Raw genomic sequence first — 15,360 nt, 5'->3', positions numbered from 1 at the left:
GAACTCGGGCTTGCCCGAGTTCAGCACCCAGAGTGTCGAAGTCGGGTAGACCCGACTTCGATGCAGGAGAGGGTTCCCCGAGCGCTACCTGTAGAGGTCCAGAAATGCATCCCGGGCCCCACTTCGCTCGAAAACGCTCCAGCCTGCCCCCGCTCCTCCCAAGGGTCCGCCGATGAACATCCTGATCGTCTACGCCCATCCCGAACCGACATCCTTCAACGGGGCCATGCGCAATCTGGCCGTGGAGGTGCTGAGCCAGGCCGGCCACCAAGTCGAGGTTTCCGATCTCTACGCCATGAATTTCAATGCCGTGACGGGGCCCTCCGATTTCACCGGCGAGCGCTCCGACCCAAGCCGTCTCAGCATCGCCCGCGAGCAGACCCATGCGATGGAGACCGGCAACATCGCCGGCGACATCGCAGCCGAACAGGCCAAGCTTCAGCGCGCCGATCTCTTGATCCTGCAGTTCCCTGTGTGGTGGTTCGGCATGCCCGCCATTCTGAAAGGCTGGGCCGACCGCGTCTTCGCGCGCGGCTTCGCCTATATGCCGGGCAGGAAATACGATACCGGCATGTTCGCGGGAAAACTGGCGATGGTCTGCGCCACGACGGGCACCTCTGCCGACACCTATGCGCCTGACGGCATCGACGGCGATATCCTGTCCGTGCTCTGGCCGATCCATAACGGGCTGCTGCGCTATACCGGTTTCGACGTCCTGCCGCCCTATCTCGCCTATATGCCGGGACGCCTCATTGAGGCCGGCCGCGCCGCCCAACTTGCAGCCTATCGCGAGCGATTGTTGACGATCGACCAGACGCCCCGGCTCTATTTCCATCCAGCCGAAGATTACGGCCCAAACGAGCGCCTGAAGCCCGGCGTGCTCGCCCGCTCTGGCGTGCAGCGCAATGTCTGAACGGCGGGGTTCCGACCTGCGCCCCATGAGCCGGCAGGCGCGATCCCGCTTCAGCCGTGCGCCTGTCCCGGCGGGGGCAGCGCCGACGCGCAAAGCCGGACGCAAGCCGTCGGGATATGACGACCGAGCCGCCCTGCCCTTTCAGCCACCCCGCCCCTCAATCGACCTGCCGGCGCGGGTTGAGGACGTCGCGCAGATGGTCGCCGATCAGGTTGATCGCGACCACGGTCGCGAGCAAGGCGAGGCCGGGATAGAAGCTGATCCAGAACTTGCCCGACAGCATGTACTGGTAGCCATTGGCGATCAGCATGCCCAGGCTCGGCTCGGTCACGGGCACGCCGAGCCCGAGGAAGGAGAGCGTCGCCTCCAGCGCGATGGCGCGCGCGATCTGCACGGTGGCGATCACCATCAGCGGCGGCAGGCAGTTCGGCAGGAGATGGCGCAGCAGGATGCGCATCGGCCGCGCACCCATGGCGCGGGCCGCCTCGATATACTCCTTGCGGCTTTCGATCAGCGCGCTGGCGCGGGCGGTGCGGGCATAGACCGCCCATTCCACGATGACGAGCGCGAGCACGACATTGGCGATGCCCTTGCCGAGGAAGGCGAGGATCATCAGCGCGATCAGGATCGTCGGAAAGGAGAGCTGCAGATCGACCAGCCGCATCAGCGCGGTTTCGATGCGTCCGCCGGCATAGGCGGCAAACAGTCCCAGCGTCGTGCCGATAGCCGCCGCCAGCAGGGCCGATGAGATGCCGACGACAAGTGAGATCCGCAGCCCGTAGAGAATCGCCGAGAGCATGTCGCGGCCCTGGTCGTCGGTGCCCAGCCAAAAGGTCATGCCGGTGCCCGAGATCGCGCCCGCGCCAGAGACCGCACCCGGCGGCAGGCGCCCGTCCAGGATGTCGAGCTGCATCAGGTCATAGGGGTTCTGCGGCGAGATCCAGGGCGCCAGCAGCGCGGCGAGCACGATCGCGGCGAAGGCGACGAGGCCGGCCATGGCCAGGCGCGACGAGGCGAAGGCGCGCAGGAAGCGGCGCAGCGGCGTCGCACGCGGCGGGCTCGCAATCTCTGCGCTCGAGGCCGGCGCGGTCATTTGCCCATCCTGACGCGCGGATCGAGCGCCGTGTAGAGGCAGTCGACGAGGAGGTTGATGATCACGAACATCAGCACGATGATCATGAGATAGGCGACGATCATCGGCCGATCCAACACATGGATGCTGTCGATGATCAGCTTGCCCATGCCGGGCCAGGCGAAGATCGTCTCCGTGACCACGGAAAAGGCGATCACCGAGCCGAATTCGAGCCCGATGATGGTGACGACCGGGATCATGATGTTCTTCAACAGGTGCCGGAAGATCACCCGGCCCTCGGGCAGGCCCTTGGCGCGCGCCGTGCGGATGAAGTCCTGGGGGATGACCTCGCGGGTCTCGGCCCGCACCAGCCGCATCACCAGCGAAATCTTGAACAGCGCCAGGTTGAGCGCCGGCAGCACGAGATGTTGCAGACCGTCGAGCGTCAGGAAGGACCAGCCGATGCCGAGGAATACCCTGGTCTCGCCGCGCCCGCCCGAGGGCAGCCAGCCGAGCTGCACCGCAAAGACCATGATCAGCAGCAGGCCGACCCAGAAGCCCGGCAGCGAAAAGCCGAGGATCGAGCCGGTCATGATCACCCGCGCCAGCGGCGCGTTGGGCTTGAGGCCGGCATAAAGACCCAGCGGAATGCCGATGAAGGTCGCCAGCAGCATGGCGCAAACGGCGAGTTCGAGCGTCGCCGGCATGCGCTGCAGGATGATCTTCAGGGCGGGCTCGTTATAGACGAAGCTGCGGCCGAGATCGCCATGCAGCGCCCCGTTCAGGAAGGACAGGTATTGCGCCCAGAGTGGGCGATCGAGCCCGAAGGCCGTGATCGCGCGCATTCGTTCGGCCTGGTCGGCATCGGGCGAGATCAGCACCGCGACAGGGTCGCCGATGACGCTGATGCCGATGAAGACGATCACCGTCATCGCCAGCACGACGAACCCGGCCTGGAGCAGGCGCTGAAGGAACCATCCGGCCATCGTTCCCCCGCTACCTGCCGAGCTTGGAGCCGGCGCCTTCGCGGTCGAAGCACCCGGCGACGCTGCGGCTCAGCTCGCTCTTCTTGATGCGCTGCGTCGGCGTCTTCGGGAATTCGTCGATGCCCTCGATATAGCGTGGAATCTGGAAATAGGGCAGCCGCTGCTCGCACCATGCGACGAGGCCGGCGGGGTCGAGCGCGCGACCGGGCGCAGGCCGGATGAAGAGCTTGAGGTCGTCGTCGCCCATTTCGCTGGGGACGCCGATCAGGGCGCATTCCTCGATCTCGTCATGGGTCAGGACGACGCGCTCGACCTCCCAGGCCGAGATGTTGACGCCGCGCCGCCTGACGCTGTCCTTCTTGCGCCCGCAATAGAACAGGAAGCCATCCTCGTCCCTGCGGGCGAGGTCACCGGTCGAGAACCAGCCATCCTTGACGAGCGCGGCACCCGCCTCTTCCATGCGGAAATAGCCCTTGAAGGCGAGGCCGGGATCGCGCGGCAACACCACGATCTCGCCGGGCTCGCCGACCGCGACCTCGGCGCCCGCCTCATCGAGCAGGCGCACCTCATAGAAGGGCAAGGGCCTGCCGCAGGAGCCGAGCCGGCCCTCCGGGTTGATCGTGACGAAGGTCGTCATCTCCGAGAGGCCGTAGCCCTCATAAAGCGAAACCCCGAAGCGCTCCTCGAAAGCGCGCCAGACATCGAGCGGGCAGCCGCCGCCCCAGGCCATCCTGACCTTGTGGTCGCGGTCACCAGGGCTTGCCGGCTGCTTCAGCAGCAGCGGCAGCACGCCGCCGAGATAATGGATATGGGTCACCTCGAAGCGGCGCACCTGCTCCCAGAATTGCGAGGCGCTGAACTTCTCGACCATGGCGAGCGTGATCGGCTGCATCAACGCCGCGATCAGCACCGCGACGCCGGCGCCGTGATGCAGCGGCTCCCAGAGCAGGAAGACGTCGCCCGCGCTCGCGCCGGTCAAGGCGAGCGTGCCCATCGGGCCGGCGCGCAGGCTGCGGTCCGTCTTGAGCACGCCTTTCGGCTCGCCGGTGGTGCCGGAACTCGGGGTGATCGCGATGATGTCGTCGGCCGCGACCGTCACCGGGGGCGGCAAGGGGCTGCCGCGCTCGAACAGGTTGGCCAGGCTTTGCGCGCCCTCGCCGCCGCGCCAGAACACCGGAAGCTCCGGCAACCGCCCAAGGACCGGCGCGAGCGGCTCGGCATAGGCCGCGTCTGCGATCAGCGCATGCGGCTCGAAGCGGTCGAAGACGAAGTCGAGCGCCGCCCCCTTGAGATGGGTGTTGACGGGGATGCGCAGGAGCCCGGCCTTGGCCAGCGCGAAGATGACGATGATGTGCTCGGGATGGCTCGGCAGCATCACCGCGACGCGGTCGCCCTGCTTCAGGCCGGTTGCGAGCAGCGCATTGGCCAGACGATTGATGGCGGCGTCGAGCCGGCCGATCGTCCAGCTCTCCTGCCCGAAGCGGCAATAGACATGGCCCGGGTCGCTGGCGGCGCGCCGGTCCCAGAGCTGGCTGATGGTGATCTCGTTCGTCTGCAAGGTCTGGGTCTGCATGAGGCGGTCCGCGCGATCATATATCGATATACAATAATGATAATTGAATATTGATATTCGCTCGCGCCCCTGTCAAGCGGCCGGTATCCCGGTGGCGGTTGACAGGCTGTCGCGCCATTCATAATAATGATTATTATATAGCAATATCTACGGAGCAAGCGCCATGACCGATATCGAGCGCGAGCGTCGTGGCAGCGTCGCCATCGTCGCGATCAATCGCCCCGCCAAGCGCAATGCCCTGAACAGCGCGGCCTGGCAGGCGCTCGGGGACAGCTTCGTCGAATTGCGCTCCGATCCCTCGATCCGCGCCATCATCCTGACCGGCCGCGGCGGTGCGTTCTGCGCCGGCGACGAGATCGGCGCCTTTGCCGCGGTTCGCGACGATCCCCCGGCGCGGCAGGCCTATTGGGATGCGATCATGGCCTGCTATGCCGCCGTCTCCGCCTCACTGGTGCCGGTGATCGCGGCCGTCAGCGGCCCCTGCGTAGGCGGCGGCTGCACGCTGGCGCTGCGGACCGATTTCCGGCTCGCCGACGCCACGGCACGCTTCGGCGTGCCGCCGGCCAAGCTCGGGCTGGTCTACCCGGCCGACTCGACCCAGCTTCTCGCCGCCACCGCCGGCATCGGCATGGCCAGGCGCATGCTCTACACCGGCGAGCTTATCGATGCTCGCGCGGCCCAGGCCTGCGGCCTGGTCTCGGAGGTCGTCGCGGGCGATGTCGTCGAGGCGGCGCTGCGCATGGCCGAGCCGATGATCGCCAATGCGCCGCTCTCGATCCGGGCCGCCAAGCTCGCCTGCGATGCGATGCTGCAGGGAAGGCTTCCAGAGGTCGCGGGCGAAATCGCCGCCCTCTCCGACATGGCCGACCGCAGCGCCGATTATCGCGAGGGCTCGCTCGCCTTCGCGCAGAAGCGCAAGCCCGTTTTCAGCGGCCGCTGAGGGTTCGTTTGGATATGCGGCTGAGCCCTGGAATCCGACGCGCGTCATGGTCGGGCTTGACCCACGACTGTCCGGTTCGCCGCGAGCACCCGATCGAAAAGTCCTGTTCATTGACGGCTTTCCAGTGGGCAAGGTCGAATGAGACAGGCGCGGGAACCCCTCTCCCGGATGGGAGAGGGGTAGGGGTGAGGGTGTGCCCTTTCAATAGAAGGCTGCGCGGCTCCGTTGCGTCCCAACAATCAGCGGCGGGCCCTCATCCCTGCCCTTCTCCCACACGGGAGAAGGGTTCCCCGCGCCCTTCATCCGGGATTTCGCTTCATCTCGCCCGCGAGGGGAGAAGGGAAAAGGGCGCGTCATCCCGGGCGACCCACCGGGTCCGGCTTTCAGCCGGCCTGATGGCAGGCTCCGGGAGACCCGGGATGACGGCGCGGTTGTCGCTGGGGGGCTAGGCCTTTGAGGGCCGGAATTTCTAGACGGGCTCCGAGCCCTGCGGATCAGGAAGACGACGCCATGTCTACCACCACAATGCCCGCCATCACCGTGCCCGACGACGCGAATGTCTTCGCTGCCCTGATCGATCCGGCGCGCGACCCGAACCGCGTCTTCATGGAAAACGCGGACGGACGCGTCATCCGCTTTGGCGAGGTGTCCATCGTCACGGCCCGCTATGCCGGCCTGCTGGCGAGCGAGGGGGTCGGCAAGGCTGATTTCGTCGCTGGCATCCTCGAGAAATCGCCCGAGGCCGTGCTGCTCTATCTCGCGGCCTGCCGGCTCGGCGCGGTCTATGTGCCCGTGCATATCGGCCTGACCGATGCCGAGATCGGCCATATCCTGGGCGATGCCAGGCCAAAACTGGTGATCTGCGACCCCACGCGTGAGAGCGTCGTCCGCGCCGCCGGCTGCAGGCACTTGACCCTTGATGCCGGCGGCAGCGGCAGCCTTATCGAGCGAAGCGAAACGATGCCGGGCGAGAGCGCGCTCCAGAGCGTCGCGCCGTCCGATCCCAATGCCATGGTCTACACCTCCGGCACGACCGGGCGGCCGAAGGGCGCGCTGCTCTCGGCTGGCTCCGTGATCTGGAATGCGCGTTCGCTCGCCTCCTGCTGGGGCATCACCGAGACCGATACGCTGCTCCACGCCAATCCGATGGCCTATGGCCTGTTCGGCACGACGACGCCGGCTCTGGCGGGCGGGGCCGCGATGATCCTGCTGCCGAAATTCGAGGCCGGAAGCGTGCTGGCCGCGCTGCCGCGCGCGACGATCTTTGCGGGCGTGCCGACCTATTACGCCAGGCTGATGGCCGATCCGCGCTTCGACCGGGCGCTCTGCGCCGGGATGCGCCTGTTCGTGACCGGCTCGGCGCCGATGCGGCCGGACGCGTTCGAGGCCTTCGCCGCGCGCACCGGCCATCGCCTGCTCGACCGCTACGGCCTGACCGAAGTGCTGATCGCGACCTCGAACCGGCTCGGCGGCAGCCGCCGGCCCGACACCTCCGGCAAACCGCTGCCGGGCTCGGCGATCCGCATCGTCGACGAGCAGGGCGAGCTCGTGCCGGCGGGAACCGTCGGCATGATCGAACTGCGCCAGCCCTACCCGTTCCTCGGCTATTGGCAGGACCCGGAAAAGACGGCGCAGGCTTTCCGGGACGGCTGGTTTCGAACAGGCGATTTCGGCCGGCTCGATGCGCAAGGCTATGTCAGCGTGCTCGGGCGCGGCGCCGATCTGATCATCTCGGGCGGGCTCAACGTCTATCCCAGGGAGGTCGAGGCCGCCGTCAATGCGCTGGACGGCGTCGCGGAGAGCGCCGTCATCGGCGTGCCCCATGCCGATTTCGGCGAGGCGGTGCTGGCGGTGGTGCAGCTCGCGGGCGGGGCCGAGGGTTTCGATACGAGCGCCGCGATCGCCGCGCTCAAGCGCTCGCTTGCCGGATACAAGGTGCCCAAGCGCATCGAGCTGGTCGCGGAGATGCCGCGCAACACGCTCGGGAAGATCCAGAAAAACCTGCTCAAGGCACGCTTTGAGGGCGCATTCCGGGGCTGAATCGCCGGGTTTTAGCAGCCGCACAAAGATGCTAACGCTGCCCCTTATCGACAGGAAAGCATGAAGGCGCATGCCGGACGCAACGACGAAACCAAGCACGGCCTTGCCGCGCGGCGATGCCGGCCCGGTCGCAGGCGAGATCGATGAGCGCCTCTTCGTCGCCTCGGTCGGCAAGGCGATGAAGGTGCTGGAGACCTTCGACAAGACCACGGCGAGCTTGAGCCTGTCCGACATCGCCATTCGCACCGGGCTTGGCCGCAGCGCCTCGCAGCGCTTCATCTACACGCTCGAACGGCTCGGCTATCTCGACCGGGACGAGCAGACCAAGCGCTATACGCTCGCCCGAAAGGTCTTCCGCTTCGCCCAGAGCGCGGTGTCCTCGAACCTGGCGCTCGACGCCGCCTATCCCGCCATGCGCGAACTGGCCGAACGCACGCGCGAGACGATCTCCTGGGTCGAAGTCGACCGCGCCGAGATCGTCATCATCGCCACGCTTCCCAGCACCCATATCTCCTCGATCAACCTGCCGGTCGGCACCCGTTTCCCGGCGCTGTCCTCCTCCTCCGGCCAGGTGCTGCTCGGGCATTCCGCCCCGGCCCATATCGAGAAGATCTGGAACGCCTCGCATGACTCGGTGCCTTCGCGCACGCAGGCCAAGAATGCAGCCGAGATGATGCGGCTGCTCGAGGCGGTGAAAACAGCCGGTTTCGCTGTCACCGAGAAGAACATGGAGCAGGGCTCGATCTCGGTCTCGGCCGCCGTGCATGACCGGGCCGGCCGCGCCGTCGGCGCGATCAATCTCTCGACCCTGACGACGCGCTTCGAGCGCCAGGCCGCCATCGCGCAGCTCGCACCGCTAGTCGCCGCAGCCGCAACCCGCGCGACCGAGACGCTGATCTCCTGAGGGCTCGGGAGGTTCCAGACAGCGCCTCCCGGCGCAGGCCGTTCACCCTCGGAACCACCGCGTCATTCCGGACAAGCGGCCCACTGCGGTCCGGTTCGCCGCGAGCGCCCAATCGAAAAGCTCCGTTCATCGCGGGCTTTCCAGCGGGCGGGGACGGATCGGACAAGCGCGGGGAACCCCTCTCCCGCATCGAAGTCGGGTCTACCCGAGTTCGACACTCCAAGTGCTGAACCCGGGTATACCCGGGTTCAGGGAGAGGGGCAGGGGTGAGGGTGTGCCGCTGATTGTTGGGGCGCAACTATGCCGCAGCGCCTTTTTGGTTTGGGCGCGGGCCCTCATCGGGGAGGAGACCCCGGTCAGCCCAAGGCCTTGCGGATCGCTGCCACAACTGCGTCGCGCTCATCGCGAACCTGCGCATTGCTGAAACGCAGCAGGGTGAAGCCGTGGTGCTCAATCTCCTGCGTGCGGGCCACATCGTAGTCGCGTTCCCAATCATGCTGCCGGCCATCGATCTCGACGATCAACCTGCGCTCCACGCCGAGGAAATCGACGGTGTAGCCGAGCAGCGGCACCTGCCGGCGGAACTTGAGGCCGTCGAGACGCCGGTTGCGCAGCAGGCCCCAAACGATGTCCTCGGGCTCGGTTGCCTGCGCCCGCTGGCGTCTGGCGAAGCGGCGTTGCTCGGTCGTCATGGCGGTGATGATGGACTGGCGAAGAGGCGCGGGAAACCCGTCTCCCTCATCGAAGCCGAGCCCACCCGACTTCGACACTTTGGGTGCTGAACTCGAGCAAGCCCGAGTTCAGTGAGAAGGACAGGGATGAGGCTGTGCCCATTCAGGAGAAGGCGCGGCGGCTCCGTTGCGCCTCAATAATCAACGGCGGGCCCTCATCCCTGCCCTTCTCCCACACGGGAGAAGGGTTCCCCGCGCCCTTCATCCGGCACTTCGCTTCATCTCGGCCACGAGGGAGAGCAACCCGTCCGCCGCCCGCCTCCAGCGCTACCTTGACAGTCCACAGAAATTGTCTTCAAATATTAGTTATTGACATACAATAATAAAGGGGATGGCCATGGCTTCTTCTCTGACGCTGCGGATGCCGCGCCTTGCCGGCGCGTTCGCCGTCTCTCTCGGCATCGCTGCACTCGGCGCCGTTCCGGCCCAGGCGGAGAAGCTGACCATCGGGCTCGGCGGCTCCGTCAATTCGCTCGATCCGCATTTCTACTCGACCACCCCCAACAACCTCGTCGCCTTCCACATCTTCGACCGGCTGGTCGACCGCCTGGCCGATGGCAAGCTTGCGCCGGGGCTGGCGACGGCCTGGCGCGCGGTCTCGCCGACGATCTGGGAGTTCACCCTGCGCGAGGGCGTGACCTGGCATGACGGCAAGCCGTTCACCGCCGACGACGTCGCCTTCACGCTGAAACGGGCGCTCGACGTGCCCAATAATCTCGGCGGCTTTGCCGGCATCATCCGGCCGATCACCGCCGTCGAGGTGGCGGGCCCGCTGCTGATCCGCCTGACCACCGCGACGCCGATCCCCAATCTGCCGAGCGACCTGACGCGGCTTGCCATCGTCTCGCGCCATGCCGGGCAGGACGCGACCACGGCCGACTACAACAGCGGCAAGGCCGCGATCGGCACCGGCCCGTTCAAGTTCTCGGCCTATCAGCCGGGCGAGCGCATCGAACTCGTCGGCAACGACACGTGGTGGGGGAAGAAGCCCGACTGGACGAGCGTGACGCTGCGGCTGATCCCCAATGTCGCCGTGCGCACCGCAGCCCTTTTGGCGGGCGATATCGACGTGATCGACCAGCCCTCGGCCAGCGACCTGCCGCGCCTGCAATCCTCCGACAAGGTCAAGGTCGCCGAGATCGCCGGCATGCGCGTCAACTATGTCGTGCCGATGATCCAGCCGGCGCCCGACGCGCCCGCGGTGCTGGACAAGAAGGGCGTCAAGATCGAGCCCTCGCCATTGACGAAACAGAAGGTGCGCGAGGCGCTCTCGCTTGCGATCAACCGCGCCGGGATCACCGAGCGCGTGGTGCTGGGCACGGCGACCCCGACCGGCCAGTGGCTGCCGGCCGGCATCCCCGGATACGACGCCAAGACGCCGGTCCCGGCCTATGACGTGCAGAAGGCCAAGAAACTCCTGGGCGAGGCCGGCTTCCCCGACGGCTTCCGGCTGACGCTCTCGACCGCCAATGACCGCACGCCCTACAGCGTCGAGGTCGCCCAGGCGCTGGCGCAGATGTGGAGCCGCATCGGCGTCGAGGTCGCGATCGATGCGATGCCCTTCAGCGTCTACTCCACGCGCGGCGCCAAGAGCCAGTTCTCCGCTTATCTCGGCAGCTGGAGCAACAACTCGATGGAGGGTACGGGCCTGCTGCGCGACCTGCTCGCGACCCGCAGCCAGCAGACCGGCTGGGGCCTCTATAACTGGGCGCAGTATTCAAACCCCGCGCTCGACGCGCTCACCACCGCGGCGATCAGCGAAGTCGACGAGGCCAGGCGCGAAAAACTGGTGCTGGACGCGGTGAAGCTCGTCTCCAGCGACGTCGCGATCATCCCGCTCTATCATTTCAAGAACATCTGGGCGACGCAGCGCAGGCTGCGCTACGCCCCCAGGATCGATGAGCTGACGCTGGCGACGGATGTGCACAAGGCGGGGCAGTGAGGGGGGCGGGAGATGAGGAGGGGCTGACGCGCCCTGAGACGGCGGGGGCTGCGCGCCCGCGCTAGCCGATCCGAAGATCGGACGGGTGCGTGCCGGCCCCTCCCCGCTTATCTGCGGCCATGAGCCCCGCGCTCTACCCGCCCGCCGACCGGCGCGCGCGATGACGTCCCGCTCGGGCGATGACTTGCCCGAAAGCGATCGGCCGGATCGCCCCGCTGTTAAACTCCCCTCCAAATCCCCGGAAAAGCGCCTTCACCGGCGCTCAAAACCCCGGCCATCGCCATTCCCGAAGCTCTCCAAATCTTCTGCCGAAGGTTGTGAAAAACGCGACATCTTCTGCTTGCAATGGCAGGCGGCCGCCGATCTTACGCGCCGTTCCAAGTCTAATCTCATCGGGCCACCGGGCATATCGATGCGAGGACGGAGCGCCCGATCGTCGATCGCGGCCCATTGCGGAGAGCGGTTTTGAGTGTCGATGACGATGCCGGTCTTGCTGGCGACACCGGCCGGTCCATCCTGTCGGCCGGCACGGCGTGGGAGACCCCCTTGACCTCCCCCGTCGCGCAGGACGCCTATTTTCGCGATGCCGCGGCGGTGCTGGCGGCGCCGCCGAGCGTTGTCGCGGATGGCGTGCTGGTGGATCTGCTGGCGCGGCACTATGGCCTGTCCGGCGAGATCAAAACCTTGTCGTCCGAAGTCGAATGCACGGCCGAGGTTTCGCTTCCCGATGGTCGGCGCCTGATCCTCAAGACGTCGCGGCGGCCCGAGGCGGTCGAAAGCTTCCGTTTCCAGTCCGCCGCGATCGCCACTGTCGCAGGCGCGACCGGGTTCGTCGCGCCCCTTGTCCTGCCGACCAGCGGCGGCGGGCTGATGTTCGCGCATGACGGCGTCTGCGGCTATCTGCAGACCCGCGTGGAGGGCACCCCCATGCATAGGGTGGCGCGGTCGCCGCGGTTGCTCCGCGATGTCGGCTGCGCCCTGGGACGGCTCGATCTCGCCTTGAGCCGGCGCGAGCTGCCGGCGATGCATCGGCCTGTCCTCTGGCATGTCAGATGCTGGCCGCGCTTGATGGAGCTGCAGCGCTATCTGCCGCCCGGGCCGGTCGCCGAAGCGGTTGCCCGCTCGATGCGCGCTTTCGAACGCGAGATCGCGCCCGCGATCGGCAGCGTGCCCTGGCAGATCGCTCATAACGACCCGAGCCCGTTCAACACGCTGGTGAGCGAGGCTGGCATCGCCTTCATCGATTTCGGCGATGGCTGCTGGGGCCCCAGGATCCAGGACCTCGCCATCGCGGCGGGCCACCTGGTGAGCGACCCTGCTCTGCCGCTCGGCGGCGCGGAGCATCTGATTGCCGGTTATGCCGCGGTGCTGCCGCTTTCGTCCGATGAAGCGGGATTGCTCGTCGGGCTGATGCGAGCGCGCCAGAGCGCCCTGATCCTGATCAATTACTGGCGCGCGCACCTGTTTCCCGGGAATGCCGACTACATCAAGAAGAACGTCCCCCGGGCCGAACGGGGCCTGGCCATCCTCGCCCCGCTCGATCCCGCCAGGGAGCGGGCAGCCGTCATGGCAGCGGCAGCGATGTCGTAGATTGCCGCGATTGTGCCTATGCAGGCGTCGCCAGGCGCCTCACCCCGAATTGCCCCCGCATTTCTGTCGAACAGGTTGAAGCTCATGTCCGTCGATCTCATATCCGTCGATCTCATGCCCAACCGCTACAGGCCGGGTGAGGCCGATATCGCGCCGCGCGATGCGGCCCTGATCGCCCGCCGCGACGCGGTGCTCGGCTCGTCCTACCGCCTGCAATATCGCCGGCCGGTTCACTTCGTTCGCGGTGAAGGGATGTGGCTCTACGATCCCGATGGCCGCGCCTATCTCGATTTCTACAACAATGTTCCCTCGTTGGGTCATTGCCACCCGGAGGTGAATGCGGCCATGGCGGCGCAAGCCGGCCGGATCAGCGCGAATACGCGCTATCTCGAACCGCAGCTGGTCGACTATGCCGAGCGGCTCGTCGCCACCTTTCCCGGGGAGCTCGACCGGGTCGTCTTCACCTGCACGGGAAGCGAATCCAACGACCTCGCGCTCAGGATCGCCAGGCTCGTCAACGGGAATGAGGGCGTGATCGTCTCGTCCTACGCCTATCACGGCACGAGCGCGGCGGTGGCAATGGTCTCGCCCAATCTCGGCGAGGCCGTGCAGCTCAGCCCCTCCCTGCGCATGGTAGACCTGCCCGGCCCCGCAGGCGTGCCGGAGGCGCAGGCAGCCGCGTTCTTCGAAGCGCAGGTTCGGGCCGCGATCAAGGATCTGAACCGGCGCGGCATCGGCGTTGCGGCGCTGCTGATCGACAGCATCTTTTCCAGCGACGGCGTCTGGGTCGATCCTCCCGGCTTCATCGCCGGCGCGGTCGCAGCGGTGCGCGAGGCCGGCGGTCTTTTCATCGCCGACGAGGTTCAGCCGGGTTTCGGACGCACCGGCACGCATATGTGGGGCTTCGAGCGGCATGGCATCGCGCCTGACCTCGCCACGCTTGGCAAGCCCATGGGCAACGGCTTCCCGATCGGCGCGGTCGTCGGGCGTCATGCGGCGATGGACCGTTTCGGCGCCACGGCCCGGTACTCGAATACATTCGCCGGAAATACCGTCGGCATCGCCACTGCCGATGCAGTCCTGACGATTCTGCAAAGAGACCGGATCCTTGAGAACGCGCTGGCCATGGGCGCGCGCCTGAACGCCGGGCTGGAGCAGCTTGCAGGCCGCTTGGCGGGCATCCGGGCCGTGCGCCATGCCGGCCTGTTCTTCGGCATCGATATCGGCCTCGAGGGCATGGCCGCCGCCCAGCGCCGCGCCATGGCTTTGACTATCGTCAATGCCCTGCGCGATGACGGCGTCCTGATCAGCACGACCGGGGCGAATGAAGACACGCTCAAGGTGCGCCCGCCGCTGATCTGCGAGGCGGCCCATGTCGACCGCTTCCTCCAGGCGCTCCAGGACGCGCTGGGTGCTGCTGCCCCATAGCGGGCTGCGCCAGGCTATGATCGGCGTCGTCGCTGCGCCGATCTCAAGCGCTTTGTCCTCAGAGGCCGACCCAAAATGAATCGAGCGATATCAGGAGGTTCCTATCGCTTGCCATCACCCGCATCGTCATTCCGGACAAGCCGCGTCAGCGGCGCAGCTCCGGAATCCATCCGAGGGCTCCGAAACTCTACGATGGGTTCCGGATCTCCGCGGAGCCTGTCCTTGGGCCGATCGAAGATCGGACCCGGGGGCTGCGTCCGGAATGACGGCGCGTTAGTGATCAAGGCAGAGCCATTGAAATCCTTGGCTGCATGTCAGGCCAGCCTCTCACGAGGATCATGCCGGGCACCCGACACTTGCGCAGCCGGTCGAACACCCCCAGCATCGCTCGCCCCCTGCGGTCGGCTGATCGGCGCGGCTCGCAGGGGTTAGAGGCGGCAAAAAAGCAGCGCCTGGGCAGCGCGGTTCACGATCCCGGACGGACGTCAGCGCATGGAAACGGCGGTTTCACTCGATTGGCTCGACATCAAGCTGCTCGATTATATCCAGCGAAACGGCCATTGTTCGAATGTCGAGCTGTCGGCTGCCGTGGGCCTCTCGCCGAGTCCCTGCCTCGCCCGGGTGAAACGTCTTCATGAAGCCGGGGTCATCCGGGGCTATGACGCCAATATCGCCCTTGAAAAGCTGGGCAGTTTCATCACGGTTTTCAGCGAGATCACCATCAGCGAGCACCGGCGCGACAGCTTTCGCGTGTTCGAGGAGGCGGCCGAGAAACTGCCGGAAATCACCGAATGCTACAATGTCAGCGGTGGCTGCGATTATATCCTGAAGATCATCGTCGAGAGCATGTCGCGCTTCAGCGCGATCAGAGATGACATGCTGGAGCTTGATGTCGGCATCATCAAATTCTCCACCAGGATCGTCCTGAGGAAACCTTTCGAGACGCGGACCATCCCGCTGCGAAATATAATGCCGAAGCGCTAGAGCGGTTTTCAATCTGACTGAACCGTCATTGCGAGCACCCGGGTCTTGCCTTCGGCAAGCCCGAGTACAGGCTCCGCGAAGCAATCCAGGAACGGCAGCGCTCTACGTCCTCCTGGATTGCTTCGTCGCTTCGCTTCTCGCAATGACGGCCTGTGTTTCACTCAGATCGAAAACCGCGCTGGATTTCTACTCAGCGGATTGACGGTGCCTCGTCGGGATCACGCTCCGTGGCGATTCCGACGGCGGCATCGTGACGG

At 66.4% G+C, this 15,360-nt stretch carries 12 protein-coding genes; 8 read left to right on the top strand and 4 right to left on the bottom strand.

Annotation, left to right across the window (positions count from 1 at the left end):
- The first annotated feature begins 172 nt into the window (after positions 1-172).
- Entirely contained in the window at positions 173-913 is a 741-nt protein-coding gene (locus BHK69_RS14175; RefSeq protein ID WP_069690662.1) for an NAD(P)H-dependent oxidoreductase, read from the top strand.
- A gap of 157 nt (positions 914-1,070) precedes the next feature.
- On the opposite strand, the gene BHK69_RS14170 is transcribed toward BHK69_RS14175, so the two are convergent.
- The 3 genes from BHK69_RS14170 to BHK69_RS14160 are packed head-to-tail and all read right to left on the bottom strand — an operon-like array spanning position 1,071 to position 4,544.
- On the bottom strand, positions 1,071-2,006 hold the full coding sequence (locus tag BHK69_RS14170) for an ABC transporter permease (protein WP_069690661.1): 936 nt from the start codon (positions 2,004-2,006) through the stop codon (positions 1,071-1,073).
- On the bottom strand, positions 2,003-2,971 hold the full coding sequence (locus BHK69_RS14165; protein WP_069690660.1) for an ABC transporter permease: 969 nt from the start codon (positions 2,969-2,971) through the stop codon (positions 2,003-2,005). The genes BHK69_RS14170 and BHK69_RS14165 overlap by 4 nt, the downstream gene beginning before the upstream one ends.
- 10 nt (positions 2,972-2,981) lie before the next feature.
- Positions 2,982-4,544: an AMP-binding protein gene (locus tag BHK69_RS14160; RefSeq protein WP_069690659.1), complete on the bottom strand. Its 1,563-nt coding sequence runs from the start codon at positions 4,542-4,544 to the stop codon at positions 2,982-2,984.
- 163 nt (positions 4,545-4,707) lie between these two features.
- On the opposite strand from BHK69_RS14160, the gene BHK69_RS14155 reads away from it, so the two are divergent.
- The 3 genes from BHK69_RS14155 to BHK69_RS14145 all read left to right on the top strand — a co-directional run bounded on the left by BHK69_RS14155 (position 4,708) and on the right by BHK69_RS14145 (position 8,428).
- Entirely contained in the window at positions 4,708-5,484 is a 777-nt protein-coding gene (locus BHK69_RS14155; protein ID WP_069690658.1) for an enoyl-CoA hydratase/isomerase family protein, read from the top strand.
- Positions 5,485-5,994: 510 nt separating this feature from the next.
- The gene (locus BHK69_RS14150) at positions 5,995-7,524 is read left to right on the top strand and encodes an AMP-binding protein (RefSeq protein WP_199579147.1); all 1,530 of its coding nucleotides are present in this window, start codon (positions 5,995-5,997) and stop codon (positions 7,522-7,524) included.
- A 70-nt stretch (positions 7,525-7,594) separates the two neighbouring features.
- Positions 7,595-8,428, top strand: a complete 834-nt coding sequence (locus BHK69_RS14145) for an IclR family transcriptional regulator (RefSeq protein ID WP_069690656.1) — start codon at positions 7,595-7,597, stop codon at positions 8,426-8,428.
- A 356-nt stretch (positions 8,429-8,784) separates the two neighbouring features.
- Here BHK69_RS14145 and BHK69_RS14140 read toward each other — a convergent pair whose 3' ends face one another.
- Positions 8,785-9,120, bottom strand: coding sequence for an endonuclease domain-containing protein (locus BHK69_RS14140; RefSeq protein ID WP_069693656.1), 336 nt, complete (start codon positions 9,118-9,120; stop codon positions 8,785-8,787).
- Between the two features lie 376 nt (positions 9,121-9,496).
- Here BHK69_RS14140 and BHK69_RS14135 point away from each other — a divergent pair, with 376 nt between their 5' ends.
- From BHK69_RS14135 to BHK69_RS14120, 4 genes are all read left to right on the top strand, one after another.
- Complete coding sequence (locus BHK69_RS14135; RefSeq protein WP_199579144.1) at positions 9,497-11,101, top strand: ABC transporter substrate-binding protein; 1,605 nt, start codon at positions 9,497-9,499, stop codon at positions 11,099-11,101.
- 465 nt (positions 11,102-11,566) lie between these two features.
- Entirely contained in the window at positions 11,567-12,691 is a 1,125-nt protein-coding gene (locus BHK69_RS14130; RefSeq protein WP_244548495.1) for a phosphotransferase, read from the top strand.
- Between the two features lie 99 nt (positions 12,692-12,790).
- Positions 12,791-14,119: an aspartate aminotransferase family protein gene (locus BHK69_RS14125; RefSeq protein WP_069693653.1), complete on the top strand. Its 1,329-nt coding sequence runs from the start codon at positions 12,791-12,793 to the stop codon at positions 14,117-14,119.
- 492 nt (positions 14,120-14,611) lie between these two features.
- Positions 14,612-15,103 (top strand): Lrp/AsnC family transcriptional regulator, encoded by a 492-nt coding sequence (locus BHK69_RS14120; protein WP_069690655.1) that lies wholly within the window; start codon positions 14,612-14,614, stop codon positions 15,101-15,103.
- Positions 15,104-15,360: the final 257 nt, after the last annotated feature.

The sequence above is a fragment of the Bosea vaviloviae genome (assembly GCF_001741865.1).
Taxonomy (GTDB): Bacteria; Pseudomonadota; Alphaproteobacteria; order Rhizobiales; family Beijerinckiaceae; genus Allobosea; species Allobosea vaviloviae.
This window is presented reverse-complemented; position numbering and strand designations above follow the sequence as displayed.

What these genes read in the sequence shown, in the direction of transcription:
- BHK69_RS14145 (WP_069690656.1), top strand. Translation starts at nt 7,595, where the DNA reads ATGCCGGACGCAACGACGAAACCAAGCACGGCCTTGCCGCGCGGCGAT.
- BHK69_RS14140 (WP_069693656.1), bottom strand. Translation starts at nt 9,120, where the DNA reads ATGACGACCGAGCAACGCCGCTTCGCCAGACGCCAGCGGGCGCAGGCA.
- BHK69_RS14165 (WP_069690660.1), bottom strand. Translation starts at nt 2,971, where the DNA reads ATGGCCGGATGGTTCCTTCAGCGCCTGCTCCAGGCCGGGTTCGTCGTG.
- BHK69_RS14150 (WP_199579147.1), top strand. Translation starts at nt 5,995, where the DNA reads ATGTCTACCACCACAATGCCCGCCATCACCGTGCCCGACGACGCGAAT.
- BHK69_RS14120 (WP_069690655.1), top strand. Translation starts at nt 14,612, where the DNA reads ATGGAAACGGCGGTTTCACTCGATTGGCTCGACATCAAGCTGCTCGAT.
- BHK69_RS14175 (WP_069690662.1), top strand. Translation starts at nt 173, where the DNA reads ATGAACATCCTGATCGTCTACGCCCATCCCGAACCGACATCCTTCAAC.
- BHK69_RS14160 (WP_069690659.1), bottom strand. Translation starts at nt 4,544, where the DNA reads ATGCAGACCCAGACCTTGCAGACGAACGAGATCACCATCAGCCAGCTC.
- BHK69_RS14155 (WP_069690658.1), top strand. Translation starts at nt 4,708, where the DNA reads ATGACCGATATCGAGCGCGAGCGTCGTGGCAGCGTCGCCATCGTCGCG.
- BHK69_RS14135 (WP_199579144.1), top strand. Translation starts at nt 9,497, where the DNA reads ATGGCTTCTTCTCTGACGCTGCGGATGCCGCGCCTTGCCGGCGCGTTC.
- BHK69_RS14170 (WP_069690661.1), bottom strand. Translation starts at nt 2,006, where the DNA reads ATGACCGCGCCGGCCTCGAGCGCAGAGATTGCGAGCCCGCCGCGTGCG.